We start from the raw sequence: 25,309 nt of genomic DNA on the forward strand, positions 1-25,309 counted from the left end.
GCTATTCGACTTCGCACTCATTTGATCCGCGTTTGGCGCAGACCGACGCCGGCTTGTTTCTCGCCTGAGTGATTTCGATCTGTAAACGATTCCCGTCGCCGGCCGACAACAGTCGCTGCCGCATCGCTTCGGCGGAATCTTGGTCGGGGCAAAACGCAAAAATCGTTGGCCCCCACGAACTCTGGCCGATGCCTTGGCAGCCCGCATCGCGAAGCGTTGCGACCAGAGCTTCCAATTGCGGACCGTTGTAGGCACCGCCTTGCACCGGGGCGAACAACATTCCCGAGGTGTGGTTGTATCGGGAGACCGATTCGCAAAACGCATCGAAATCGTGAGCGATGATCGCCGGCAGGATCTCGTCGTTCATGATCGCCAACAGCGCATCGCGCTCGGCTGGCGCGGCAGCAGCTAATTGAGCGAAGTGCGCCTGTTCCACGCCGCCATGAACGTGCGCCTTGAACTGGCGAGGCCGAACCAACAAGATCCGCCAGTGGCTCGGAAACGGCTGCGTCGCCGAGAGCCTTCCCAGCGTCTGTCCCTCGGGGATTCCCGATTCAACGACTAACCCGCCGTGCGCAAAACCATGCACTCCGATCGCCGAGCGTCTACCGCGAGCTGCGATCTCCGCCGCCAGTTGTTCCAACGAGATCGGCATCTGAAACAGCGTCGTCAACGCGGTGGCGACCGCTAGATTGATCTGAGTTCCCGAGCCCAAACCGGCGTGCGCGTCGGACGACTGCAGTAATTGCAGATCACAGGGGGGCAGCGAGGGCAAGCCAAAGTGATCGACAAACCGCTGGGCGACTTCTCGACACCGCGATTCGAATTCACCGGCAAAGCGAAACCGATCCGAACGGACAGCGCGGACGTGAACGCTCGGTCGGCGAATCATCAGCCCGCAACCGCCGTAACAAACGCGATCGACAGGCTGGGTCGATAACAACCCGAAATGCAACCGGCTGCCCGTGACAACATCCACCCGTTGGCAAGCGACCGGATGGGTGGGCAGGTGCGACGCGCAAGTCGCTTCGGAGCTGGGATCATTGGCTGACATGCCCACAGTTTAAAGTCTCCGCATGTCCCAAAGCTACCCTAGCCAATGGCGATAGGAACGATTCCGCCAGAGCTCGGGCGACCGATCTCACCACTGCACAGGAAAGCGATGCGATCCCGTTTCCAGCTGCGGCAATACCGTATGCCGGACGACAGCCTTCAACGCCAGCGGAGCGTACAGATGCGGGAATAGATCGCCGCCGCGCGAGACCTCCCACCGCAACGCTTCGCCGAGCGAATCGGTGGCCACCTCGGCCAGGATCAAGTCTCCCTGCCCGGCAAAATGCTTGGCGACCGTCTCTTCCACCTGATGCTCGGCGGAGAAGTGGATAAATCCATCGGCAAGATCGATCGGTGCCCCAAGAAACTGGCCGTCGTTTTGGAAGGCTTGCCACTGCGCCGGCGTCAGAATTTTGTAGATCAATGGATGTGGATCGTTCATCGCTTAAAGTTCTCCAAGAAGATTAGTTGGCTGTGCGTCCAGCAGCGTCTCCCACAGCGAAGCCTCTGTCCGCGCGGCAGTTCTTAATACGAATAATTGGCCATCGGATCCGGGCTGCAAACGACCATAGTTCGGCTGGCCCAAGGCGTCAGCTCCCTGCAGCGTCGCCATCGCAACGACGTCACGCGGATCGAGATCCTGCCGATTCAGCAGGAGATGACGGACCTCGTTCCACAGATCGAGATCGGGATTCGACGCTCGCGAATCGGTTCCCAAAGCGACTCGCACTCCGGCGGCCATCAAGTCGGCTACGGGATGTGGTGCGTGATCGAAGAAGGCGTGAGTGCGCGGGCAATAGACGACCGACAACCGCTGGCGATGGCTGGCGATCGATTGGATCTCGTCGGCCGAGAGGTAGTTCCCGTGGACCAGCAGCCCACGCGGAGTCGTTGCGACGCGTTGGATCATCTGGTCGATTGAGATCGCCAGCGGATACTGTTCCAGTCCGGGCAGCCCCAGCGATTCGAAGGTCTCTCGCAGCGGACCGTCTCCGCTTTCGATAAACCTTCGCTCTTCGAGCGATTCGGCCAGATGAATCGCCAGCGGAATCGAGTGGTTTCGGGCTCTATCGATACACGCTTCCAGCAGTGCCGGCGGGACAGAATAAGGAGCGTGCGGGCTGATGCCAAACTCGATCCGGTCGTTCCCACCATCAGCGATTTGAGTGTCGGCCCAGTCGAGCATTTCCTGGGACCGGCCGGGCGAAAGCCCCAGCACTTCGCAGAAGCCGACGATCCGCAGGTCGCTGCCGCTTGCGAGACTTTGCTGCGCAGCGACGGCTTCATAAGGCCACGGCTTCGTTGCGATCTCTCCCAATAGCGCCGTGCCGTCACGGACGACTTCGTCGATCCCTTTGAGTATCGCCGCCATCCGCTGGTCCTGCGTCAGTTGCTGTAGCCGACGCGCGCGGACGACTTCGGGCAACCAATCGGCGATCGACATCCCCGCGGTACCGATCGGCGCTGCCAAGTCGGAGAACTCCAGGTGCGTGTGCGCGTTGACAAGTCCCGGCAGGATCGCGGCGTCACCGAGGTCGATCAGATCGGTTTGTCCTTGATAGGGTTCAACCGCCGCGACGCGCCCCTCGACGATCGAGATCACGCCATCGTGGACGACGGGAGAGCAGAGAGGTACGATCCAGCGAGCGCGATATTTTTTTGAGGTCGTGTGGCTTGATGTCATGGCAAGAAATGGGATTTGAAAAACAAACGACAAAGTGGCCCCGACCGCTGGCCGAATCATTCTACCGCCGCCCGACGGCAAGCGTCGCGAGATCGTTGATCGGAAAGACGCTACTGCATCGCAGCGACGATCGAATCGTTGGCGGTGTGATCGTGGAAACCGAAGCTTATCTGGCCGATGGCGATCCCGCCTGCCACGCAGCTCGCGGGATGACGCCACGCAACGCGACGATGTTTGGGCCGCCAGGGCGACTGTACGTCTACACGATCCACGCCAAGTATTGCCTGAATGCAGTGACACAGCGAGCGGGCGTCGGCAGCGCTGTTCTAATTCGAGCGATCCAACCGCGTTGGGGCGTGACGCAGATGCAACAGCGGCGCGGCCAGCAAGCGACCGATCGACTGTGTCGCGGCCCGTCGATGTTGTGCCAAGCGTTGGCGATCGACTTGCAACACGATGGCGTCTGCCTGACCGAAGACTCTTCGATCTGGATCGGCCGCGCCGTGGAGCGGATCGCAACCGAGAGAATCATCGCCGTCCCGCGGATCGGAATTTCACAAGCGAAGGACCTGCCGCTGCGTTTCCTATTGCAAGACAGCCCGTTTGTCAGCGGCCCCAAATACTGGCACCGCACCGGCGCTCGATCGTAAGCGAAACTCGTGTGGTAGCGCCGACCTCAGCCCTAGGGCGATTCAGTGCTTGTGCTTTGCCCTGGACAGAAAACCGAGTTTTCACAATACGGTGCCGATCCAGCCAGAAGGTTCTCTGTCCGTTCTAGGCCGGAGGCCGACACATGAACTGCCGGAGGCGTAAGCCTCCGGTCCACAGCAGCCCTCCTAAAAGGCCGGAGGCCGACACATGCGGGCGATGGATGTATCGGCCTCCGGCCTCTAGGTTTGTTCGCGCACAAGCCACCGGCGGCTTACACCGCCGGCACTAAATTTGTCGGCCTCCGGCCTGTGGCGCGGAGACCGCTGCTTCTATTTGCTGCCGATGCAGTAGAGGCGGCGGTCGCTGCGGATCAGCAGCATCCCGGGGGCGGTGGTCGGCGAGGAGCGGAAGATCTCGTCGCTGCCCGAACCGACTCGATTGCGACTGACAATTTCCATTTTGCGGCCGATCTTCAAGACGTTCACCTCGCCCGTATCGCTGAGCATGTAGACCAATCCGCCGGCGAGAATCGGGGAACCCGAATAATTTCCTCCCAACCGTTGCTTGAACAATACGGTCCCATCGTGTGCGTCGTATCCGGTGACGACGCCCGCCATTCCAACTGCGACCAGCGTATCGCCGACCAGGATCGGCGATGGGAGATCGCGTCCGCCGCGGCGAGGCGTATGCCACGCCATATGCGTTTCGGTGACATCCCCTCTGCCGCCCGAGCGGACTGCGTAAACGTCTCCCGCTTTTCCATTGACCACGTAAACAAGCCCGTTGCCGACGACAGGCATCGGCGTGCCGCGACCGTTAAAGCCGCGACAGTTCCACAGTGGTTGGCCGGTTTGGGGATTGTAGGCATTGATTCCAAATTCACCGTTCAGCAGCAGTTCGGCCCCCTCGGGCGTGACCGACAGCAGCGGCGTACTCCAACCACCTCGAGGCGTATCGGCTCGCGGTTGCCGCCAGCGATCCTGGCCCGTCTGTTTGTCGACGGCCAACAGATAAGAAGCTCCCTGCGCATCGCAATTCTGAACGATGGTATCGCCGACAAAGATCGGCGAAGCACCAATTCCCCAAACGCCCGGAAAGCTGCCCAGTTCGCGCGACCAGAGCGGTTTGCCGTTCATGTCCAAGCAATGCAGACCGCCCGGACCAAAGAAGGCGGCGACGCAGGTGCCGTCGGTGGCACAACTGGGAGAGCCCCAGTTATTCATTTTGTGAATCTGTTCCCCAGCACCTAGCGCGACGGGCGTATCCCACAACAGCTTCCCCGAACGGCGATCGACACACATCACATGTCGCTCGACCGCGCTGCCTTTCTGGACCGCACCGGTCAAGAAAATCTTGTCGTCCCACATCACGGGAGACGAATGGCCGAGAACCGGCAAGTCGGTCTGCCACAGGATCGAACTCGCATCCCACTGGACCGGAACGTTGGCATCGGGACTGTGCCCGTCGCCGGTGGGGCCACGGAATTCGCTCCATTGGCGATCCGAAGACCGATCGGCAGCCGATCCAAGGGAGCTCAGGAACAGGCAACTGCTGAGAACCAGCAATGCAAGACAGCGGATATTTTTCATCGATGACTCCTGAATGGATCGCGGGCAGGCGTAGCAAAGGGCTTCCAGTATACAAATTTCAGGGCGAACGAAAGGGACGCCCGCCCCCCATGGCCGGCCTCGCCCGTTGATCCGCGTCGGTCGATCCATCACAATACCTGCAAACCGACGGTTCAAATCGTTTGGCCCCCCGACTTATTAGTTAACAAGATTTCTTTCAGGAGCAGATGCATGGCCCGACCAGTCACTCTTTTCACAGGCCAATGGGCCGACCTTGGCATTCAAGACCTGGCTCGCATGTGCAGCGAGTTCGGATACGACGGCATCGAACTTGCCTGCTGGGGCGACCACTTCGAAGTCGACCGCGCCAACGCCGAGGACGACTACTGTGCCAAGAAACGCGAACTGCTGGACAGCCACGGTCTGCAGTGCTTGGCAATCAGCGCTCACTTGGTCGGCCAAGCCGTTTGCGACATCATCGATCAACGGCACCAATTGATCCTGCCCAGCTACGTCTGGGGCGATGGCGATCCGGCGGGCGTCAACGAGCGAGCGATCGAAGAACTGAAGCAGACCGCGCGGGCCGCACAAAAGATGGGCGTCAGCGTCGTCAACGGCTTCACCGGATCGAGCATCTGGCATCTGCTGTATTCGTTCCCTCCCGTCTCCGCTCAAATGATCGACGACGGATTTAAGCTGTTCGCCGATCGCTTCAATCCGATCCTGGACGTCTTTGCCGAGTGTGGCGTTAAGTTTGCTTTGGAGGTTCATCCGACCGAGATCGCATTCGACATCCACACCGCGCAGCGAGCCCTCGAAGCGCTCGATCACCGTCCCGAATTCGGATTCAATTTCGATCCGAGCCACTTGATCTGGCAGGGCATGGATCCTGAAAAGTTCATCCGCGCGTTCCCCGATCGGATCTACCACGTTCACGTCAAAGACGCGATCGTCAAGTTGGACGGCACGTCGGGCATTCTGTCGAGCCACATCAACTTTGGCGATCATCGTCGCGGTTGGGATTTCCGATCGCCAGGTCGCGGCGGCGTCAACTTCGAAGAGATCATCCGCGCGTTGAACGATATCGATTACCAAGGACCGCTGTCGATCGAATGGGAAGACAGCGGCATGGAACGCTGCTTCGGAGCGACCGAAGCGTGCAAGTTCACCAAAGAGTTGGACTTTGCCCCCAGCGGACGCGCGTTCGATCAGGCGTTTGAAGACGGCAACGCGTAGCCCTCGGGTAGCACGCCCTCTTCACAGCGCTGCCCACCGGGGCAGCGCATCAGATAGCTGACCGATAACAACTGAACCCCCGCGATCAACGCGGGGTGCAGGCTGGCGACAAAGTCGACGCAGGCGGTCAGCGCCGGCAGCGAACGGTTGTCCGGCGTCACCGCAGCGGTCTCGGCAAGCAGAGATCGATTCCAATAAGCGGTGTTCTCCCAGCCCCGATTCGTGCGACGCCAACCGTCGGCGACCACACGATACGAATCTTCTCGCGCCATCGGCAACTGAGGTCCCGACGCTTCGGTCGGATGGCCGATCGCTAAGAGCAAGAAGATGAGGAAAGTCATTTCGGGATGCGAGGGTTGGAAGGGGAGAGGAATGACGCATGGCTGAAGAAGCAGCCAGCGTGCCAACGCCGCCTCAACCCAATCCCCTTCGGACTGCAACTCTCTGCGGCGCAACGACTTACCGCAACCGATCAGCTCGCCCGGCCATCGCGGTTGTTGCATTCTGGCAACACTCTGCGGTCCACCTTGGTGCCGAAAAAGCAACGATGATGCGTTGGATCAACACCGCAAAGCTCGCCCGGCAATCGCGGTTCCATTGATTGGTGCGGGGGGCAAATTCTGGTAGGCTTGACGATCGCATTGCTGACAACTTCAACGAGGAATGAACGATTAAGACCTCTCATCCCGAACGCCGACCTCTGATCGTTGGCGAAGTGCTGTTTGATAACTTTCCCGATGGCCAGTCGATCTTGGGCGGGGCTCCGTTCAACGTGGCTTGGAATCTGCAAGGCTTTGGAATGGAGCCGGAGTTTGTCTCGGCGATCGGCGACGACGATGCGGGACGGCGGATCACCGAGCGGATGCAATCGTGGCAGATGTCGACCGCGGGTTTGCAAACCAACGAGCATCCGACCGGCGAAGTACAGGTCGAGTTTCAAGATGGGCAACCGTCGTATGAGATCGTTCCCGACCGGGCGTTCGATTTCCTGAAGATGCCCGATTTCCCAGTCACCTCGTCCGGGTTTGCGTTGTTGTATGTCGGCAGTTTGGCCAGCCGGAATGCTGTCAGCCGCGACACGATCCGACAAATCATCGCCGACAGCGACCTACCTCGCTTTGTCGACATCAACATCCGACTGCCATGGTTCGACAAAAAGTGGCTGCACACGCTGCTACATGGAGCGCATTGGGTCAAGTTGAGCGATGAAGAGCTTTCGCAGTTGACCGATACGCCCTGCAAGACTGCCGATGAAATCCGTGCCGGCGTCCAGCGTTTGAGCGCCGAGTTTGGCGGGGAACAATTTTTTGTCACCTGCGGCTCGCGCGGCGCCTACGCCGTCACCGGCGGTGAATTGATCGTCGCCGACGCCCCCACTCCCAATCCGATGCGAGACACCGTTGGTGCGGGAGACGCCTTTGCCGCGACGACCATTTACGGTCTACTGAGCGGATGGGATTTGCAACGCACAATCCGCACCGCAACGCGTTTCGCATCGCGTGTCTGTGGGCTCACTGGGGCAACCTCTGACGATGCGGCTCTGTACCAATCGGTGAACGATGGACTGGCTACTTGAACCCGCCCGGATGCAGTTTTGTGAACGGACGCTCGACGGACTGATCAAACATCCGGCTGACACTTGGACCAACATCGGTCCGCTGGTCGCCGGCATCTTTATTCTGATCTACGCCAACCGCCCGCTGGAACGGCTGCTGGGAGTTGCCGCGATGTGGACCGGCCTCGCGTCGGGCTACTTCCACGCATCCAACACGATCCTCGGCGAGACCTTGGATCTCAGCGGGATGTTCATGTTCATCTTGAGCATCGCGGCGTTGCAGCAACACCGCAGCGATCCCAATCGGCCGGGGCAACGGATGCTGATCGCGATCGTTCTGGTCGGCTCGCTTATCCTGACCGTTCTCTCTTCGTTTTCGACAGCCTTTGCCAGCCCGATGTTTGCCGTGATCGTAGTGATCGTGGTCGCTCGCGGCCTGTACGACAGCATGCTCACCCGCTGGGCCTACGCGATGGTGATCACGTTTCTGATCGCCTGGGGCTTCTGGTGGTTGGACTACATGCACATCGTCTGCCACCCCGACAACCACATCCTGACCGGGCATGGACTCTGGCACCTGCTCAACGGCGTCGTCTTCTGGTGTGCCTTCCGACACTACCAAAGCACGATGCCAGATCCAGCGACCGAATTAGCGGAAGATCAGCAGCCAGGCGATTAGCTCATCAGTCGATTTCTGCAGCCAATTCGATCAGGGCCTGAGCCAACCGCGGGTCGGGCCCTAGTCGATCGACCGCAATCCAGCGGCGATTCCGATGCCGATCCGCTGCCGCATCGATCATCTGCATTACGCGTTGGTTCAGATCGCCCTGAAACAGCAGGTGCGGTTGGACCACGATCGTATCGATCTCGGGCAGTTGAGCGACTTCATCCAACACCGAAGCGAGATCGGGCCGCGCCATCGCCACAAAACCAGTGCGTACAACCGCTGGCCGCAGCGACTGGCCACGCAATTCACTGAAGCGATACATCTCCGCCGTCGCACCATCATCCAGACTGCCGCGGCCCACCATCACCAGCGCCGTCCGCGCCAGATCGACTCCGCCCGCGGCATCGATCGCCTGTTGGGCTCGGATCGCCGAAAGCTCCAAGAGTTTGGGATGGCACTGCAGCGGCGGCGTCTGCGCAAACGGCAGGCTGCGATTTTTGGTCGCCCCCGCATCGCAAGCCGCCTGCAACTCCTCGGGTATGTCCCGCTTGGCGTGCCCCGCAGCGAACAACAGCAGCGGCATCGCGCAAATGCCGTCGACACCCTCCGCAACCATCCGCTGCCATGCGTCGCCGATCGTCGGCTGCTGCAGCTCCAAGAAACAGGCTTCGACAGGTGCCGGAGCGAGCATCTCGCCGAGCACCTTTCCCAGCTGCAAGAACTCCTTCGTTCCGTCGAGGTCACGCGTTCCATGACCTATCAACAGATAACCCGGCCGCGTGCAAGCTTGCATCGCGGCGGGTGAAGCATCATGAGGAACCGGTAGAGCCGGGTCCGAGGATTCCGACGTGTTCAATGTCCTTCCCTTTCGCGGCAAAGCGGAGATGAAGAGCGAAAGGGCAGAGAGCGAACCGTCTATTTGCCCATCAACTTAGTGACGCTCGGCTCGATCGATTCGGCCCAAATCGTGTAGCCCTGTTCGCTCAAGTGTAGCAGGTCGGGCATGATTTCCTTGGACAACGAGCCGTCGTCGGCGAGGAATTTGTCGCCAATATCCAAGTAGAAAATGTTCTCGTTGTCGGCCAGCTTGGCAACGATGGCGTTGCTGGTTTCGTTGGCTTGACGCTTCGGGTCGGCGGGAGTCGCACCGCGAGGAAAGGTAGCCAGCAACAAGATCTTCATTTCGGGAGCTTTTTCACGCAATTGGTGAATGATTGCGGTGACGCCTTCGGCGATCTCTTCGGGCTTGTTCCGGCCGGAGTTGTTGGTGCCGATCATGACGACAGCCAACTTGGGCGAGATCCCTTCCAAGTTGCCATTATCCAACCGCCACATGACGTGTTGCGTGCGATCGCCACCGATGCCCAGATTGACAGCGTTGCGATCGCCGTAGAAATCGGCCCACACCTTTTTGCCGCGGCCTTCCCAGCCCTGAGTGATCGAGTCGCCGATGAAGACGAGGTCGACGTTCCCCTTGGCAACGCGAGCGTTCATCGATTCGTGACGCTTCATCCAACCACCCTCGCGCGGCACGGGGGTGATCGCATCGTGCTTCGTTGCGGTGGCTTGAGCGCTTGCGACCGAGGTCAGCATCGCAGCGATCAGGAAACAGGAAACGGAGGTCATTCTTCGCAAGGTCATGTTGGTTGGATCCCAGGTTGTGTAGTGGGTAGGGGGGTGTAGAAACGCCCATCTTAGTCGCTGGAAACGAGCCATGGAATCGAGCCCCAAAAAACAACAGCTCGCCGACGCAGAATGCGTTGGCGAGCTGAGGCGTTGTTCCATTCGAAGCGGCTGAGATAGCCGGAAAACCTACGCGGCAACCACTTGGTCGCGTTGGCCGGCCCAGGTGATCCAGTCGGTGACTTCGGCGAGATCAGGCGCGGGAGCTCCGCGGAGGATTCGTTTTCCTTCGCTGCTGTGCGCGATCGGCGTGACTTCGTCCAACAGCCACTGCGGATTGCACTCGCTCAATTGCTTGACGCTGGTGATCTCCGCAGCGACCAACAACTGGGCGTCGTGGCCACGCAGCATCGGCGAGGTGCACATCAGCTTGGATTGCATCTGCCAATCGCGAACCGTTTCGGTCGTGATCCGGCGGTGGTTCAATTTGTCGGCAACAAACGCGGGATCGGCATCCAACAGATCGGCAACCGTATAGACTCCCGCTTTCTCCAATCGCTTCGCCATCGAAGGCCCGATCGAAGGAGCGTCGACGACGTCGCTCTCCTTGCTCAAGTAATACCGCAGCGTGCGCGACTTGCTATCGCCATCGATCGGCACTGTCGAACGCTCCGATCGCTCGCCGCGACTGGTACGTGTGACGCGTGTCCGCGTCGACCGTTGGCTTCGCCCGTTGGACGAACCATCGCGGTCGCTGGATCCGTTGCTGGATCGGGATGACAAACGGCTGCTCGAACGGGAAGACGAATTGCTGCTTCCCGATCCGTTTCGCGAACTCGAACGCTTGGTGCTGCGAACAACGCGATTGCCGTCGTGGTCGTATTCGTATTCGACTTCAAGATCAGCGATTCCATCGCCATCGTAGTCGTAGGTCTCGCGATAGCTGTTTACCGAACCGGTACGCTGACGAACCGATTCGTGGTCGTACGGATTGGGGAACGAAGAGTGATCGCTCGACAGTGGACGGCTGGTGCTTTCGCCGGATTGCCCATCTCGCGACGAGGTGCGACGACGGCGAGTGACGCGAGTCGTGCGACCACCGCGCGACTCATCGGATCGTTCACCGCTGCGGCTGCGTGTCGATGTCCGTGTCGTGCGTGTCGATTGACGTTCGCCATCGCGATGACCTCGCAGAACAGCTCGGCTGGCCGAAGCGATCCAAGTCGTGATCCGCGACAATTCGTAACTGGTTCCGCTGCGAAGCGTCTCACGTCCCAAGTCGGTCGCCAGGAAGCGTTCGACTTTGACCAACAGTTCGGTTGGATGCAGTTGAGCCAATTCCTTAGGCGTCGTGACGCCACAGCCGACCAAAATCCGAGCGTCGAAGGGACGCAGGCCGGGAACGCGGCAGACCAGATCGGATTCGATCTGCCAACGGCGGATCGTGCGATCGCTGACTCCCGCCAATCCAATTCGCGAAGCGATGTTGGCGGCGTTGCTGGTCAACAGATCGCCCACCGATTCGACACCGATGCCACGCAAGCGGGCTGCGGCGACCGAATCGACCGACGGAGCCAAGTCGATGTGACTTTCCGGGGTCAAAAAGTGGCGACCGATCAGCGTTTCGCCGTCGATCGTTGTTCCAGTTCGCGATTCCTTGCGATGGTTCGGTTCGTACAAACCACGCATCGTGCGGCGTCGCGGATAGTTGTTCGCAGGACTCCAGCTGCGGCCGGGAGTGTGCGACGGATTGTCGTACAAACCGTTCGATTCCCGCCAAGCCATGTCAAGGAAGCGGTTGACGTCGTACAGATCGCTGCCGGCCGCTCCGTTGTTCAAGTTGTTACGGGCAGGCAGTGCATCGGTCCATGCGCCCTGTTCCGAGAGGTCGTCGACCAACGCTTGCGAACGTGTCAGCACAAGCACTTGGTTGCCGCCGGCGGCGAATTCAACCAACGTGCGAGCGACGCTGCGGTGATCGTGGTGATGCACAACGGGATCGTCGATGATCAACGGCATCCCAGTCCGATTTTCGTTCATCAGGCAACAAACCGCCATCCGCACGGCAAGCGCTGCGGTTCGGCGATCGTCCGACGAGATATCCGATTCACGGCGACCATCGACACGAACTTGATCGGGGCCGACCAATTCGATCGTCCGCAATCGGCCCGCTGTCAAACGCGTCAACCAATGGTTTGCACAAGCGATCAACGGCGACTGCGTCGCATGACCGGCGGCTTCCATACGTCGCAGTTCGTCATCCAAACGGGCTCGTTCGCGACGCAATCCGTCCAACGAATCGAGCCATTCCAAACGACGTCGCACGTCGGCCAATTCATTTCGCAAGTGAGCCATGCGATCGGAATCAACAAACGGTCGTCGTTCGATCGGTTGGGACAACATGTCGCGTTGCAGGTTGTCGATGTCGCGAACAACTGTCGCCAATTGGTCGTCGGCGCGTTGCAGTTCGCTTCGCAAACCGGTCAATTCATCTTGCAACCGTTGGCGGCGGGCGCTGGCGGCATCGCTCGATCCAACGCTTGGCGGGCAATGTTCGCTGACCAACCAATCGCGCAGGTGAGGCGTATCGGTGTACGGATTCCAGTCGCCGTAAGCCGACGACAACTGATCCATCGGGATGCCATGTTCGCGAGATGCCAGTCGCATCAAGTCGCTGCGATCGGCGATCAAACGCTCGATCGCCGACATCAGCTCCTGTTCGCAGCGGCGCAGTTGCGCCAGTTCGTCATCGAAACGAGCGTGCGGTTGGTGCGCGTCGCGGCGTCCCAATCCTTCGCGAATCGTATGCAATTCGTCGCGCATCGCGTGCAGGTTGCGAGCCTGCGTCGAAGCGTCGTTGCCGTAGCGGTAGTAGCCGTCGGTATAACAACCGGCCAATGCATCGAGTTGGCGTTGGGCGTGATCGATGCGTCCTTCCAGGCTGCTCAGATACTCATAAGGATCGCTCGCCGCATCGGCACCGCTACGATAGGCAGGCCGCGTGGCCGCGTCGCTGTAGTACGGTTTGTCGCTAGAATCCTGCAACCGCTCGCGCAGCGACCGGACCTCTTGCATCGTGCGACGCCAGCGAACCAATTGCGCGTCGAGTTCTTCCAACTGCAGACGATAGTCTTCGGCGATCGTCCAGCGTTGCGGTTCGTGTTGCGGCGCTTGACTCAACCGATCCATCTCGTCTTGGATGTCGGTGATCGATTCTCGCAGTTCACCTTGGAAATGACGCAGACGCGTCGCTTCCAGCTGAGCGGTTCGCAAACGCTGTTCGGCGAAGGTACGGTCGGGGCGATCGAGCGACTTTTCGCTGACGACGCTTCCGCGTTCAAGCGTTTCCAGTTCCGTGGTCAAGCGGCGACGACGCATCTCCAGCTCATCGCGATTTTCGGTGCCCCGATAATCGCGTCCGATCTGAGCGTCGATGTCGACCAACCGCAACTTGATGCGTTCGATCTCTTCGGATGGACGATTGACCGCGCAAGCCAGCTCAAAGCCGACCGAAGCCGCAGCTTCGAAGACGCGAGCGATCGATGTCTCGTTGGTGTCGGGAGCGACAACCATGTCGACAAGCGCCGGTGGAATCGCATCGGGACGCCGCGAGTGGTAGCCGTAATGTCGGTAGCGTTCGTCGGCGTAAGCTGCATCGCGAGGCGAGAAATCGATCAGCAAACGGCCGTCATGGGTGCCGTCGGATTCGCGTTGGCAATGATACAGCCCGCGATGGTCGGCCCAGGTGACGCGGCCAACGGTTGCACCGTGGCGGTCGTATTGGTTGCCCAGCATCACGCCGCGGATGAAATCGACGATCGCAGTCTTGCCCGAGCCCTCGGGGCCCCAGATCGCGTTGATTCCGTTTGAAAATGGCCCGATATTTTTCTTACCGAACGGGCCGTAGACGTCGATGTCTAAGCGTTCCAACAACATGGGTCTGGCTCCTCCTTGGCCACTATACAAACCGATTCCATCGATTTACGGGAACGATCAGAATAACGAGCGGTCGACAAGGGACAAAGAGCGGTTTGCCACAAAATCGGCTTTCCTTGCAGATTTGACTCAAGTTTCGTCCTGTAAACGCCACGCATATCGAAAACACAAAATGCTATCAATACCAACGACCATCGTGGGGGCCCCGAAGACCACTCGTGAGTCATGATTTCGTTTGCAGTCCAATTTGCCTTGAATCGCCATTGGACAGACCTTGCGCGATCGCTAAGCTTTAAGGTTGTATTGTTTTGTTCGACTCGATGAAGGAACGTTATAGTGTTTGTGGCCGTCTCATTGGAAAGCATGCCCGATTTGTCAATTGAAGACGCGGTGGAGATCGCGGACGATTTGGAATTTGCGGCCGTTGAAATCGATATTCACGAGGATGGTGGCCACATTCGTCCCAGCGAGATCCTCAGCAATGTCGACACCGCCTACCACCGCATCCGTCTTTCGCATCGGATGGATATCGCCAGCTTCAGCATTCAATTGCAATCGACCGGCGACCAACACTACGAAGATTTTGCCGAACTGTGCAAGTTTGCCAAGCTCTGCAAAGTCGTCACGTTGACGGTCCCATCGGCCGAACTGGGAACACCGTTTAACGAAGAAGTCGAACACCTGCAACGGTTGGTCGACATCGCCGAAACCGAAGGTTGCCGCGTCGCCGTGCGAACGCAGATCGGCCGATTGAGCGAAGATCCCGACACGTTGATGGTGCTGTGCGATAACGTTCACGGCCTGGGAATCACGCTCGACCCAAGCGTCTTCATGTGCGGCCCTTGCAGTAACAAGAGCCTCGACCGGATCATGAAATACGTCTTCCACGTCCACCTGCGAGATTCGAAGCCCGATGCGTTTCAAGTTAGCGTCGGCCAGGGAGACCTCGATTACGCCAAGTTGATCGGCCAACTCTCGCACGAAAAATACGACCGCGCGTTCAGCATCCACATGTCTCCGATCGATGGCCTGGACCACCGCGTGGAGTTGCGAAAGCTGCGCCGCTTGACCGAATCGCTGCTGTAATACTTCCTGTCTTGCGACACCCGATCACGCACCGGCCGCGAATCACTCGGCGGCCGATGAACTCGCTTGCGGATCGGCAACCGAATCGATCAATTCCCCCACGGCCGCATAAAACTCGGCCGTGGGAGAATCGAGATGCCCAAAGTTCTCCAGTTCCAGAAATTGCTTGTTCTCTGAAGGACAAGCTTCGAACAACTGCTTGCCCGAGGTGAACGGCACGATCTCATCGATCGGACCGTGGATCTGCAGCAGGGGACCATCGTATTTCTGGATCCGCTCAACCGATGGATAGCGGTTTCGCATCAGCCAACGGATCGGCGCCCAAGGGTAGATCGACTGCGCCAATTCGACGATCGAATGGAAGGTGCGGTCGAGGATCAACGCCTTCACCCCCAGTTCCGACGCCAAGTGTGTGGCGATCCCGCCGCCGAGGCTCAGCCCCCAAACGATCACTTCGTCGTCGGCGATCCCTGACCGCTGCGCCAGCCACCGCTGCGCCGCCTCGCCATCTTGCAGCACTCCCGTTTCCGTAGGCTTCCCTTCACTTTTGCCATAGCCTCGGTAATCGAACACGAAGATCGAAACCTGGTAGAGATCGCGGAGCTCGGAAATCCAGTCCCCCAGATCGGCCACCTGTTGAGCATTACCGTGGCAAAACAGCAGCTGAGCCCTCGGCTGCGGATGCGGAAAATACCAACCATGTAATGCCGTTCCATCGGCCGACCTAAAGTTCACGTCTTCGAATTGCAGGTCGGGACGATTCCAATTAGCCGCCGCAACGGAGGGAGCGGGGTAGACCAACGAGGTTTCCAGCCAGGTCAACATCAGCAGCATCGCCAGGTAGAGTCCCACGACGACCGCAAGTGACATCCGGACACAGCGACGTGCCAGATTCCAATACGGCCGCCGGGCGGGAGCGGTTTCGTGTTGCGATTCGGATTCAAGTTGCGACGGGTTTGCGATTTCTTCAGTTGGCATCTTGCACCACTCGGCGAACGTTTGCTTCATCGACCGGATCGATCACGCCGCGATCGGTGATGATCGCGGTGATCAGTTCCGCCGGCGCGACATCAAACGCCGGATTGTAGACCTCGACGCCTTCGGGCACCGTTCGCTTGCCAAACGCTTCGGCGATCTCGTAAGCGGCACGTTGTTCGATCGGAATCAAATCGCCGCTAGCCAGCGAGAGATCAAATGTGCTGCACGGTGCGGCAACGTAAAACGGAATGTTGTGATGTTTGGCGAGCACCGACAATCCATACGTTCCGATCTTGTTGCACGCATCACCATTGGCAGCGATCCGGTCGGCACCGACGATCACCGCGTCGACACGGCCTTCCTTCATCACACAAGCTGCCATCGAATCGCAGATCACCGTCACCGGAACGCCATGCTGCTGCAGCTCCCACGCCGTCAAACGCGCTCCCTGCAACAGAGGCCGCGTTTCATCGGCGAAGACGTGTAGCGTCTGCCCCGAATCGTGAGCGGAATAGATCACCGCCAAGGCCGTGCCGTATTCAGCGGTCGCAAGCGCACCGGCGTTGCAATGCGTCAGCACATTTTTTGCCGCGGCGATCAACGGAGCACCGTGCCGGCCGATTGCGTGACAGGTCTCGCGATCCTGTTGATGGATCGCGCGGGCTTCGGCCAACAGAGCTTCCAAGAACGCATCGGTCTTCCCGAAGCCGTCGCGGTCGATCACTTTCCGCATGCGGTCCAAGGCCCAGAACAAATTGACAGCTGTCGGCCGGCTGGTCGCCAAATAATCGGCCGCAGCGTGAGCCTGCTGCTTCGCCTGCTCAACGCTCTGCCGCGTCGTTTCCGCAGCCCCAATGCAAACGCCATACGCCGCCGCGACTCCGATCGCGGGTGCTCCACGGACCGACAACCGCTTGATCGCCGTCCAAACCTGCTCGACCGACCGACAATCGATTTCGACAAGCTCGGTCGGCAAACGCGTTTGGTCGATCAACCGCAGATAGCCGCTGGTCTCCTGCTGCCAGGAAAGTGGTTCGATCTTGGCGGGGGTGCTCATCGTGCTGGTCTTCGAATTTCGAGTGACAAGAGGGGACGACCTGCCGAAACGTTTTATGCTCCGACGATTCCGAAAGGCTTCGCAATTGGAAAGCCTTCCCTGATGCGGTCTTCGATCGTGGCATGATCGCCGCATTGGGGCCGCGATTCAAGCCTGCCCCCCGTCGTTTTACTTCTGATAGATCGGCAGATAATGGTACTTCACCGACAGCGTCAGCATCGCCAGCGATGTCGAATAGACGTGGCCGATCCGCTTCTCATCGCCCCCTTCGGCCAACCACGATCCGTCTCCCTGCTGTCGTGGCAACAAGACTTTGGCCACCTGCTGCTCCGCCTCTTTCGCATGCTCGCCGCCGCGTTGATACATCCCTTGGGCGTAATAATAGGTGCCGTAGTGGAAGAAGCGGTCGTTGTGCTTGGGCGGATGCTGCATCAACCAATCGGAAGCTCCCGCGACCAGCGGCGAATCGTATTGACCGCAGACCTGCATCGCCAACAATCCGGCGGCGGTCATCGTGAAGCTGGCGTGGCGTTGCCCGGGAGTGTAGCTGAAGCCCGCCGGCTTCTCAGCGTCGGGCAGGCCATTGCGATCCAGCTTGGCCGTATACGATCGCTTCAGATAGTCGACAGCATCGTCGATCGCGCTACCCGGGACCTTCAAGCCGTCGTTCTTCGCCGATCGCAGGGCCATCAATTGCCAAACCGAAACCGAAAGATCGGCATCGTTGGAGGTCGGGGTGTAGCGCCAACCGCCTTGATTCTCTTGGCTCTTCTGATGCCTCTGCGACTTCAAAATCAGGTCGATCGCCGCCTGACAGCGGTCGTGAATCAATTGGTCTTGCGCCGGGTCGATCCCCATCCCCAGCATCTCGGTCAGCATCAGCGTCGTGATCCCGTGGCCGTACATCCGCGATCCATCGTGCCGCCCGTAATAACCTTCATCGTCTTGGCGACCGTCGGCAAGAACATAAGCCAGCCCCTTGGCTGCCGCTTCGCCAGCGGGAGTTGGATCGCCCGGCAGATGCCCGACCGAAGCCAACGCCATGATCGCCAAAGATGTCATCGTGGTGTCGTGGCTGCGATCGACGATCGCTCCATCGGCTCGCTGCTTGCCGACTAGAAACAGAACCGCCTTGTCGACAGCGCGGTCGATTTCGTCTCGCTCAAAACGGGACTCTTCCGCCAGCGATGGAGTTGCGATTGCAAACAGCAACGCCAACAGGGCAAGTGACGAACGACAACACATGCAACGGAACCGAGTTGTGAGGGAGTGGACGGGAGACTGGACCAATCATCCGCAACCGATTCGCGTTTTGACTTCGTTTCCGTCGGACGATCCGCTAATTCAAATCGTCCGCCTTGGCGTCGGCCAGGCTGCGGTCGTGTCGCAGAATGAAGCGTTGATCATCGCTTTCGAAAACCGCAAAGCGATCGGTCACTTCCACGATTGTACCCTCGATCGAACCGACTTTGAACGTATCGCCGACTTTCAGTTTCAGCAGCTTGTTCTGCGTCCGAACACGAATCCACGCACTCCATTGACCGCGGCTTTGCACCAGCCCGGTCAGAACCGCTTGCTGCGATTCGTCGAACGGCGGCGGGCCTTCGGCGACGACAGGCTCCGGCGGCGGATCGCCGACCTTAAATACCAGCATCGTTTCGATCTCGCGACTTGGCAAACCGTTGTCCCAAGCCCGCACCTTGATGTCGAATTCGCCCTTCTCCTTCGGGCGGCCGATCAATTCGCCACGACTGAACTGCATTCCCGCTGGAAGATCGCCGACGACTTCGTATTCGACGCGGTGATCCTTGTCCGGATCATCGAACTTCAACCGCTTCGAGAAATCGGTATCGATCGATGCCGTCAACGTCTTCTCGCCACTGTAACGCGGTGGCTGGTTGGCAGGACTGAACATGTTGCGGTTGACGATCGCTTCGACCAACAGCGGCGCGACCCCGTCGACTCGCGGATCGGTCGTGCTAGGGGCGGGCTGATCTCGCGCCGCATCGGCAAGCGCGATCGCTTCAACATCGATGTTCATCAGCAACTTGCCCTCTTCGCTAGAGGGCCGCAGGACCAACTTCTTGGCGCGTTGCAGATAGTTCTTCTCGTGGAAAGCGGTCAGGAATTCGCTGACCTTTTGAATGTTCCCCACGCCGCCGATTCGGAACGTGTAGACGCGATACAGTTTGTTCGAGCCCTGTTCGCCCACGTAATCGACAGCACGATTCTGCAGTCCCGATTGGCTGACCAATTTCTCCAGCCATTCCTTGTATTCGGCCTGAGCCCGTTGAGGATCGCTGGGGAGCGAACGCCGGCGGTATTCGGCGATCTGAGTTTCCGCCTGCAGACCGGCAAACTCCTGCTCCTGCTGATCGATCAGCTTGTCTTCCAAATTCCGCAGCTTGTTCGCCCGCGTCTGCAGCCCCGATCGATACCCGCTGAGACTGAACTGCAGCCCCACGGCGACGACCAAACCGCCGACCAAATAAACAAGTAATTTTTCGCGTTGGTTCATGCGGACACCTCGTCGCTCTTGCTTTCGTCGCTCTCTGATGCGTCGCTATCGCTTGCGTCGGCTTTGGTTTCTTCCGTCTCCGATTCGTCGGCATTCGATTCGCCCGCGGCGGGATCTGCTTGCTCGGAATCGTTTGCCGGCGTCGCGGCTTCGGTCGTGGTCGACTCTTCTTCGCCGGAACCCTCCGGCGTTGTATCCGCTTCGGCTGCCGAAGGCTCTTCGGTTTTCGCAGGCGATGCTTTCACATCCGCCGCCGCGGCCTTCGGTTCACTCGTATCCGTCGCGACCGGCGCGGCGAGTCGTTGCTCACGAACGCTTGCCGCGGGGATGCGGATCGTATCGTTGAACTGAAACTTAAAAGTCTCGTTCCGCGGATCGCTCTTCACTCCGTCGCCAGTCACCGCGTGGTCGGCGTCTCGCAATTGGCTCTCCATCGCGATCACCGCTGCCGGTTCGCGAGCGACGCCCTTGATCGCCATCGTCGCACCGCCGCGAGGATCGGCAGCAACCGTCAACTGCTCGATTCGCATCTGTTCAGCCGGCCCAAGGTTTTCACTCAAATAAGCCAGCTCGCCCAGCATAAAGACATCGCCGTCGAGGAACTGGTCGATGCGAGCCAGGTTCGCTTTGCTGATTTGCGCCGCGGCAACAGCATCGTTCAAATCGTTGCTGGCAACCAATGTCTGTTGGTACTTGGCATCCAAGCGGCTCAACTGACTCCACGCCAACCAACCGATCAACAAAACCAACGCAGCGGCCAGACCGCCATACAACGCGTAGCGATCGCGATTCGATTTCGGTTCGGGAGGGCGACGTGGATTCAGGAAGTCGATCAGCCCTTGGCCTTTCAGCACATCCCCTTCCAACAATCCCAACAGCGGTGCAAACCGGCCGACATGTTGCGGCATCCCGTTGGGAAGCTCCGCCGGCGTTTCGACCAGACTGAACGGATCGACCGATTTCGCTTCGATCCCCAGCTGTTCAGTCAACTGCTGACGCAATTCCGTATGAAACGCGGGGTTGCCCCAAACGATGATCTGTCGCTGGCTGGAATTGCTGCCGTCGCGGCGAACCGCCATCAAACTGCGACGTGTTTCGTTGACGATCGTCCGCAGCCGAGCTTGCTCGTCCGTCGGAACGCGAACCGAACGCAAGAAGGCGGGCGTCTTGCCGCGCATCACGATCAGGTCGACCTCGTCGGCCAACGTATCGATCAGAATCGTCTCGCCCGAATCGGGCTGCTTCAGCAATTGGAACAGCGCCGCCGCTGCGGTCGGACGCAGCACGATCCGCTGCAACTGCAATTCCGATGGCGCACAGACCCGGCGAATCTCGTCGATATGTTCGGGAGCCAAAGCGGCAGCGGCCACTTCGACTGCGGTTTCGCTGCGAGCGATCGGCAGGTAATCGATCGCCGCCCGTTCGCCCGCGGCGGCGAACTGCCGGACCGCTTGGAACCGCACCACATCGGGAAGCTCTTCGTCGGGAATCGCCGGCAGACTCAACTGACGCAGCTCCGCCCGGCCTCGTCCGATCGCAACCAGCGTCGGCAATTTCTGCAGCCCACGCTCGGCCAATGCGTCGGCCAACTGCTTGCCAATCGCATCGGACTTCGCTCCGCTGATATCGACGGTGAAGACATCGGTCACGACAAACCGGTTGCCACGCGGCCGCGCCGCGACCACGCGGATCTCGTTGTCGTCCCATTCGATTGCTAACTGCTTTGCCATATTTCTTTGCCGTATGCTTCCGCGGAATTCTCTCGCTGCACTACTCTGCGATGCTTAATGTTTGCATCCCGTCCTCGCCTCGCACGCCCAACGTGCCGACGTCAAAGCCGCGTCCCAAGTGACTCAGGCTTCGCCAATAAACGATGTCGGGATTGATCGTCGTCGCGTCGATCACGACTTCCACCCGAGCCGATTGATTGGCTCCTTCGAAATAGCCGACAACTTGAGCCCGAAAGACATCGCCCCCGGCGGTGACCAACGGCAGCAGTTGGCGCATCTGTTCCAACGTCAGGATCCCTTCGACCAACGGCCAGGTCTCAAAGCGTCGGTTTTCGCTCTCGGACTGTTCGCCGCGGGCTTCGACCAACGCCAGCGCCGTCTCTTCCTCCAAGATGGGCAGACCGTAGATCAGTTCCGCCGGACACTCATTCAGATTAATCCGTCCCGGCATCGAATCGTAGTCTTTCGATGTCAACAAGCCCATTAAATAAGGCATGTAAGTCGCCATCGACAACGGTTCGTTAGCAAACGGCGACTGGTAGACCGCTTGGTCGTTCCCCTCGCCGACGACCACGGTCGCTCCGACCAAGTCCAACAGCTGCGAGACCTCGACTTTCCCTTCGGAAAGATCCAGAGTGCTCAAGACCGACGAAGACCACGCTTGCCCACTGCTCGCTTGCGACACCGCCTCGGCGGCATCCGAATCGCCACCTGTCGACGCCGTAGCACCCGATTGCCCGGCGACGCGGTAGGCGACGATAAAACTGGCCCAATCCTCATTGCCCAACACGTCGGTCAGATCGGCTTGCAATTGTTCCAGATCTTCGGCGTTGACATCCACCCGGTCCGCTCCGTCGGCGGTCTTGTTCCCTTCGCGGCTGTAGACCGTCAGAAACGCGGACCAGCCGAGCGAGGCCGTCGATTGATCGCCCGTCGTAATGTAGGTCTGTTCGATCGGATCGATGATGCCGTTGCGATTTGTGTCGGCGCCAAACAACAGTTCCGGCGTCACGCCGCGCACCAACAACAACTCCTCCACGCTATCTAACGGCCCGTTCTTGGGACCGTACGGCGTCGGCAGGGCGTTGTAATAATCGTATTCGGCGCCGAAGTCGCGCTGCTCGTCGTCTTCATCCAACCAATCCAAGATCGAATCGGCAACGTCTTCGGTCATGTTGGGCAGCGACATCAGCAGTTCGCGAGCGATGTTGTCGCTGACCACCGCCTGATCGGTATCCGCCAACCCCAGATCGGCCGCCGCCTGCAACGCTTCGTCGCCGACGGTGTAGTTCTCTTCGATCACCGTTAACACGTTCAGATTCAGCCGCGCCGATTCGTTCTGCAATCCGTAACGGATTCCCGAAAACTCTCCCATCGCGTCGATCGACGGCGCGATCACCGTGACGTTGCCGCGACGCTGCGGATCGAGATCGGGTACGACGTTGATCGCCTGGAACATCGCCGGATTGTTGTCGACGCCTCCCATCTCCTCGCGGCCGGTCGGCGATTGAGCGAGCATCAACCGCGCCAACTCCGTCCCCGATTCGACGAGCATGTCGGCTTGCGTTTTGCGCCCGCTCAAGATCGTCGATTCGTCGTACGCCAACATCAGGTCGGTAAACGAATAAGCAGCCATCGTGCTCACCGCGATCACAACAAGTGCGATCAGCAGAAAGATTCCGCGACGGGCGCGACGCGGGACGCACTGCTTTGTCGTCGTTGTTTCATCGCGGTCGACCGGGCATCGCACGTTATTAGCTTGTGCCATCGTTTAGAGCCCCGCTGCGGAAAGGTCGGTCGCGGTCGCTTCCTCTTCGGACACCAGCTGTGCCATCGGCAATCGGACCATCAAATCATAGACGTCCCCGGTCGTCGCATCGCCGGCGGTCGCGAGTCCTGCATTCATCGGATCCTCGGCCGAACCGGGCGGCTTGCCGAGAGTCAGCCGAATCTGAACGGCGATCGGCAGTCCTTGCGATTCGTCGGAGTTCCATTCGTAGATCCACTGCGTGCCATCAAAATAGGCGAACTCGATCTGCAGCACCTCGGGCGCCAACACGTCGCCGGTCTGATTCAACCGCATCACATCGCCCGATTCGGACGCGTAAGTTGTCAGTTCGCGGGAGAGCGCTCGTCGCACCAGACCGCTGCTCGATTCTAGGTTCGTCGCTCCGCCGCTGCTCAATTGTCCGATGCTGTCGCCAACGCCCGACAGATTCGCTTGCTGGACAAAATAGGCGACCGTCTTCACGTCGCTGGGCATGTCCTGAATTCCGACGTCGGTCGGATTGGTCAGCATCGGCAGATACTCTTCCATCCGCGGCAGCCGACTGACGTCGAACTGGATCTGATACTGATTGCCGATCAGACCGGGGCGAACCGTCGAAGCCAACGAATCGGAGATCGCTGTCGCTTCCATTTCTTCCCCCTCCTCCACGGTCACCGCATCGGATTCGGAACTCGACGACGAACCACTCGAACCGCCCGCGGCAGCTCCCGTCGCCGACGACGCCAGGACTTCGGCGAGCGCCCCGGCATCAAACTCTTGCGGATAGATACAGGCCTGCAGATCTTCGGCGATCATTCGCAGGATCGCTCGAGCCAGTTGAGTTCGGCGGGCTTCGGAATCGCGGACGTTCAACTGCGCCGCATAAAACTGCATCGCAAACCCGATCATCCCCATCAACACGACGCTCAAGCCCAACGCGACGACAACTTCAAACAGCGTGAAGCCGCGGCGAGTCGCTTGGCGGCGGCAAGCCGTTGTCGTCGATCGGTGGTGGAAGTTTCCGCGGATCATGCTCCAGTTCCATCGCTTGTCGCCATCGCATCTGCTTCCGCCGCCAACGCCGCCGCTTCGTCCTCTAGCCCTTGCAGATCCATCGCCGGATCGATGATCCAACGCGTTAACGTGAACTCGACCGGCAACACCGATGCATCCTGCGACACCGACTGGACGTTGACTTGAACGGCAACCATCCCCGACATCGGCGCCGGTTCGGTCAGCACCGAATACTCCCACTGCCGCAGCGTGTCGCTGGATTGCAACGACACGTTGGAGATCGGTTGCGGTCCGGCGGTGTTCAACATGACTTCGGCCATCTTCGATTCGCACATGATCTGAGCGCGAGCCAGGTCGCGAGCTTCGATCGCCGCTTTTGCTCCGTTGGAAACGATGTTCCCCAACATCGCCATCGCGACGCCAAAAATCGCCAACGCCAGGATGATCTCAAACAACGAGAACCCCGCCCGGCGCAACGGTTTCCGGGGCGTCGCGGATCGATCGATTTGAGTTTTGCGTGATCGGGCGGCTTTAGCTTTCATCGCTCGTCACCTCCGAAACCATCGCTTCGCCTGTGAGTCCGCGCAACTGGACTTTGACGACGCTGCCATCTTCGGATTTCACTCGCAGCACGGCCGTGCTGGTCGTCCCATCGGCGTACAGCAGAATCGGTTGGGACCATCCCGCTTCGGCAGCCATCGCGGCTTGTTGCAGAATGAACATGCTGCGCTGCGACGATTCGACTTGTTCGTCGGCAAAGACGATGTTCTCGGGCAGTTCCAAGATATCCGCAGCCGTTGGTTCGGGCGGAGTGTAGCTGGCGACAGCGGCTTGAGTTCCCGCGGTCCCCGGCAAGGTCTGCCCCGACATGTCGGCAGCTTCGGTCATGTCGCTGGCATCGTTCCACGGCTGGACACTGTACCGGCTGGTGCCGATCTCGCAGCGGAACATATGCGTCCGTCCGGTTCGCATCGCTTTGAGCCGCGATTGGGCCAAGACGATGCGAATTTCATCGCCCGCCCGTTTGATCCGCCCATCGGCCATCAGCACGCTGATCGCCGGCACGGCCATCGCCGACAACGCGGCGATCAAAACCAAGACCAACAGTAGTTCCAACAGCGTGAACCCTCGGCCAGCTGCCCGCGGGCAGCGACGAGATAGGGTTGGAAGCGAGGTTGGCTGCAT

General features: G+C 59.5%; 22 protein-coding genes. 5 read left to right on the plus strand and 17 right to left on the minus strand.

Annotation, left to right across the window (positions count from 1 at the left end; genetic code table 11):
* Position 1 precedes the first annotated feature (1 nt).
* The 3 genes from EC9_RS19430 to EC9_RS19440 all read right to left on the minus strand — a co-directional run bounded on the left by EC9_RS19430 (position 2) and on the right by EC9_RS19440 (position 2,737).
* Positions 2–1,054, minus strand: a complete 1,053-nt coding sequence (locus tag EC9_RS19430) for a GHMP family kinase ATP-binding protein (RefSeq protein WP_145347804.1) — start codon at positions 1,052–1,054, stop codon at positions 2–4.
* Positions 1,055–1,141: 87 nt separating this feature from the next.
* The gene (locus tag EC9_RS19435; RefSeq protein WP_145347805.1) at positions 1,142–1,495 is read right to left on the minus strand and encodes a DUF952 domain-containing protein; all 354 of its coding nucleotides are present in this window, start codon (positions 1,493–1,495) and stop codon (positions 1,142–1,144) included.
* A 3-nt stretch (positions 1,496–1,498) separates the two neighbouring features.
* Entirely contained in the window at positions 1,499–2,737 is a 1,239-nt protein-coding gene (locus EC9_RS19440; protein WP_218934273.1) for an amidohydrolase family protein, read from the minus strand.
* Here EC9_RS19440 and EC9_RS19445 point away from each other — a divergent pair.
* A complete protein-coding gene (locus EC9_RS19445; protein WP_246105777.1) occupies positions 2,731–3,387 on the plus strand; it encodes a DNA-3-methyladenine glycosylase in 657 nt (218 codons plus the stop codon). The genes EC9_RS19440 and EC9_RS19445 overlap by 7 nt on opposite strands.
* 330 nt (positions 3,388–3,717) lie before the next feature.
* Here EC9_RS19445 and EC9_RS19450 read toward each other — a convergent pair whose 3' ends face one another.
* The gene (locus EC9_RS19450; protein WP_218934274.1) at positions 3,718–4,977 is read right to left on the minus strand and encodes an outer membrane protein assembly factor BamB family protein; all 1,260 of its coding nucleotides are present in this window, start codon (positions 4,975–4,977) and stop codon (positions 3,718–3,720) included.
* Positions 4,978–5,187: 210 nt separating this feature from the next.
* Here EC9_RS19450 and EC9_RS19455 point away from each other — a divergent pair, with 210 nt between their 5' ends.
* Positions 5,188–6,192, plus strand: coding sequence for a sugar phosphate isomerase/epimerase family protein (locus tag EC9_RS19455; protein ID WP_145099078.1), 1,005 nt, complete (start codon positions 5,188–5,190; stop codon positions 6,190–6,192).
* Here EC9_RS19455 and EC9_RS19460 read toward each other — a convergent pair.
* Positions 6,165–6,533: a hypothetical protein gene (locus EC9_RS19460; protein ID WP_145347809.1), complete on the minus strand. Its 369-nt coding sequence runs from the start codon at positions 6,531–6,533 to the stop codon at positions 6,165–6,167. The two genes, EC9_RS19455 and EC9_RS19460, sit on opposite strands and share 28 nt — an antisense overlap.
* Positions 6,534–6,907: 374 nt before the next feature.
* On the opposite strand from EC9_RS19460, the gene EC9_RS19465 reads away from it, so the two are divergent.
* Together EC9_RS19465 and EC9_RS19470 are read left to right on the plus strand one after the other, a co-directional pair.
* Positions 6,908–7,768 carry a PfkB family carbohydrate kinase gene (locus EC9_RS19465; RefSeq protein ID WP_218934275.1) on the plus strand — a complete coding sequence of 287 codons (861 nt, stop codon included), beginning with the start codon at positions 6,908–6,910 and terminating at the stop codon, positions 7,766–7,768.
* Positions 7,752–8,426, plus strand: a complete 675-nt coding sequence (locus tag EC9_RS19470) for a ceramidase (protein WP_145347811.1) — start codon at positions 7,752–7,754, stop codon at positions 8,424–8,426. Before EC9_RS19465 ends, EC9_RS19470 begins: the two co-directional genes overlap by 17 nt.
* A 4-nt stretch (positions 8,427–8,430) precedes the next feature.
* Here the strand turns inward: EC9_RS19470 and EC9_RS19475 are convergent, their stop codons facing one another.
* The 3 genes from EC9_RS19475 to EC9_RS19485 form a co-directional block, all read right to left on the minus strand.
* Positions 8,431–9,207, minus strand: a complete 777-nt coding sequence (locus tag EC9_RS19475; RefSeq protein ID WP_145347812.1) for a sirohydrochlorin chelatase — start codon at positions 9,205–9,207, stop codon at positions 8,431–8,433.
* Between the two features lie 122 nt (positions 9,208–9,329).
* Complete coding sequence (locus EC9_RS19480; protein ID WP_145347813.1) at positions 9,330–10,055, minus strand: platelet-activating factor acetylhydrolase IB subunit; 726 nt, start codon at positions 10,053–10,055, stop codon at positions 9,330–9,332.
* Positions 10,056–10,226: 171 nt separating this feature from the next.
* A complete protein-coding gene (locus tag EC9_RS19485) occupies positions 10,227–13,973 on the minus strand; it encodes a DUF4332 domain-containing protein (RefSeq protein WP_145347814.1) in 3,747 nt (1,248 codons plus the stop codon).
* A 363-nt stretch (positions 13,974–14,336) separates the two neighbouring features.
* Here EC9_RS19485 and EC9_RS19490 point away from each other — a divergent pair, with 363 nt between their 5' ends.
* The gene (locus EC9_RS19490) at positions 14,337–15,059 is read left to right on the plus strand and encodes a sugar phosphate isomerase/epimerase family protein (protein WP_315852296.1); all 723 of its coding nucleotides are present in this window, start codon (positions 14,337–14,339) and stop codon (positions 15,057–15,059) included.
* A 42-nt stretch (positions 15,060–15,101) separates the two neighbouring features.
* Here the strand turns inward: EC9_RS19490 and EC9_RS19495 are convergent, their stop codons facing one another.
* The 9 genes from EC9_RS19495 to EC9_RS19535 form a co-directional block, all read right to left on the minus strand.
* Complete coding sequence (locus EC9_RS19495) at positions 15,102–16,037, minus strand: alpha/beta hydrolase (protein ID WP_218934276.1); 936 nt, start codon at positions 16,035–16,037, stop codon at positions 15,102–15,104.
* Positions 16,027–17,094, minus strand: coding sequence for an S-methyl-5-thioribose-1-phosphate isomerase (mtnA, locus tag EC9_RS19500; protein WP_145347817.1), 1,068 nt, complete (start codon positions 17,092–17,094; stop codon positions 16,027–16,029). Before mtnA ends, EC9_RS19495 begins: the two co-directional genes overlap by 11 nt.
* Before the next feature lie 168 nt (positions 17,095–17,262).
* Positions 17,263–18,339 (minus strand): prenyltransferase/squalene oxidase repeat-containing protein, encoded by a 1,077-nt coding sequence (locus EC9_RS19505; protein WP_145347818.1) that lies wholly within the window; start codon positions 18,337–18,339, stop codon positions 17,263–17,265.
* A gap of 94 nt (positions 18,340–18,433) precedes the next feature.
* Positions 18,434–19,612: a hypothetical protein gene (locus EC9_RS19510; RefSeq protein ID WP_145347819.1), complete on the minus strand. Its 1,179-nt coding sequence runs from the start codon at positions 19,610–19,612 to the stop codon at positions 18,434–18,436.
* Entirely contained in the window at positions 19,609–21,342 is a 1,734-nt protein-coding gene (locus tag EC9_RS19515; RefSeq protein WP_145347820.1) for a hypothetical protein, read from the minus strand. Before EC9_RS19515 ends, EC9_RS19510 begins: the two co-directional genes overlap by 4 nt.
* 40 nt (positions 21,343–21,382) lie before the next feature.
* On the minus strand, positions 21,383–23,110 hold the full coding sequence (locus EC9_RS19520) for a type II secretion system minor pseudopilin (RefSeq protein ID WP_145347821.1): 1,728 nt from the start codon (positions 23,108–23,110) through the stop codon (positions 21,383–21,385).
* A 3-nt stretch (positions 23,111–23,113) separates the two neighbouring features.
* On the minus strand, positions 23,114–24,142 hold the full coding sequence (locus EC9_RS19525; protein ID WP_145347822.1) for a hypothetical protein: 1,029 nt from the start codon (positions 24,140–24,142) through the stop codon (positions 23,114–23,116).
* Positions 24,139–24,666, minus strand: coding sequence for a type II secretion system protein (locus EC9_RS19530; protein ID WP_145347823.1), 528 nt, complete (start codon positions 24,664–24,666; stop codon positions 24,139–24,141). Before EC9_RS19530 ends, EC9_RS19525 begins: the two co-directional genes overlap by 4 nt.
* Positions 24,656–25,309 carry a prepilin-type N-terminal cleavage/methylation domain-containing protein gene (locus EC9_RS19535; protein WP_145347824.1) on the minus strand — a complete coding sequence of 218 codons (654 nt, stop codon included), beginning with the start codon at positions 25,307–25,309 and terminating at the stop codon, positions 24,656–24,658. The genes EC9_RS19530 and EC9_RS19535 overlap by 11 nt, the downstream gene beginning before the upstream one ends.

The sequence above is a fragment of the Rosistilla ulvae genome, from assembly GCF_007741475.1.
In the GTDB taxonomy this organism is placed as follows: domain Bacteria; phylum Planctomycetota; class Planctomycetia; order Pirellulales; family Pirellulaceae; genus Rosistilla; species Rosistilla ulvae.

What these genes read in the sequence shown, in the direction of transcription:
- EC9_RS19430 (WP_145347804.1), bottom strand. Translation starts at nt 1,054, where the DNA reads ATGTCAGCCAATGATCCCAGCTCCGAAGCGACTTGCGCGTCGCACCTG.
- EC9_RS19435 (WP_145347805.1), bottom strand. Translation starts at nt 1,495, where the DNA reads ATGAACGATCCACATCCATTGATCTACAAAATTCTGACGCCGGCGCAG.
- EC9_RS19445 (WP_246105777.1), top strand. Translation starts at nt 2,731, where the DNA reads ATGTCATGGCAAGAAATGGGATTTGAAAAACAAACGACAAAGTGGCCC.
- EC9_RS19440 (WP_218934273.1), bottom strand. Translation starts at nt 2,737, where the DNA reads ATGACATCAAGCCACACGACCTCAAAAAAATATCGCGCTCGCTGGATC.
- EC9_RS19450 (WP_218934274.1), bottom strand. Translation starts at nt 4,977, where the DNA reads ATGAAAAATATCCGCTGTCTTGCATTGCTGGTTCTCAGCAGTTGCCTG.
- EC9_RS19455 (WP_145099078.1), top strand. Translation starts at nt 5,188, where the DNA reads ATGGCCCGACCAGTCACTCTTTTCACAGGCCAATGGGCCGACCTTGGC.
- EC9_RS19460 (WP_145347809.1), bottom strand. Translation starts at nt 6,533, where the DNA reads ATGACTTTCCTCATCTTCTTGCTCTTAGCGATCGGCCATCCGACCGAA.
- EC9_RS19470 (WP_145347811.1), top strand. Translation starts at nt 7,752, where the DNA reads ATGGACTGGCTACTTGAACCCGCCCGGATGCAGTTTTGTGAACGGACG.
- EC9_RS19475 (WP_145347812.1), bottom strand. Translation starts at nt 9,207, where the DNA reads ATGCAAGCTTGCACGCGGCCGGGTTATCTGTTGATAGGTCATGGAACG.
- EC9_RS19480 (WP_145347813.1), bottom strand. Translation starts at nt 10,055, where the DNA reads ATGACCTTGCGAAGAATGACCTCCGTTTCCTGTTTCCTGATCGCTGCG.
- EC9_RS19485 (WP_145347814.1), bottom strand. Translation starts at nt 13,973, where the DNA reads ATGTTGTTGGAACGCTTAGACATCGACGTCTACGGCCCGTTCGGTAAG.
- EC9_RS19490 (WP_315852296.1), top strand. Translation starts at nt 14,337, where the DNA reads ATGCCCGATTTGTCAATTGAAGACGCGGTGGAGATCGCGGACGATTTG.
- EC9_RS19495 (WP_218934276.1), bottom strand. Translation starts at nt 16,037, where the DNA reads ATGCCAACTGAAGAAATCGCAAACCCGTCGCAACTTGAATCCGAATCG.
- mtnA (WP_145347817.1), bottom strand. Translation starts at nt 17,094, where the DNA reads ATGAGCACCCCCGCCAAGATCGAACCACTTTCCTGGCAGCAGGAGACC.
- EC9_RS19505 (WP_145347818.1), bottom strand. Translation starts at nt 18,339, where the DNA reads ATGTGTTGTCGTTCGTCACTTGCCCTGTTGGCGTTGCTGTTTGCAATC.
- EC9_RS19510 (WP_145347819.1), bottom strand. Translation starts at nt 19,612, where the DNA reads ATGAACCAACGCGAAAAATTACTTGTTTATTTGGTCGGCGGTTTGGTC.
- EC9_RS19515 (WP_145347820.1), bottom strand. Translation starts at nt 21,342, where the DNA reads ATGGCAAAGCAGTTAGCAATCGAATGGGACGACAACGAGATCCGCGTG.
- EC9_RS19520 (WP_145347821.1), bottom strand. Translation starts at nt 23,110, where the DNA reads ATGGCACAAGCTAATAACGTGCGATGCCCGGTCGACCGCGATGAAACA.
- EC9_RS19525 (WP_145347822.1), bottom strand. Translation starts at nt 24,142, where the DNA reads ATGATCCGCGGAAACTTCCACCACCGATCGACGACAACGGCTTGCCGC.
- EC9_RS19530 (WP_145347823.1), bottom strand. Translation starts at nt 24,666, where the DNA reads ATGAAAGCTAAAGCCGCCCGATCACGCAAAACTCAAATCGATCGATCC.
- EC9_RS19535 (WP_145347824.1), bottom strand. Translation starts at nt 25,309, where the DNA reads ATGCAGCCAACCTCGCTTCCAACCCTATCTCGTCGCTGCCCGCGGGCA.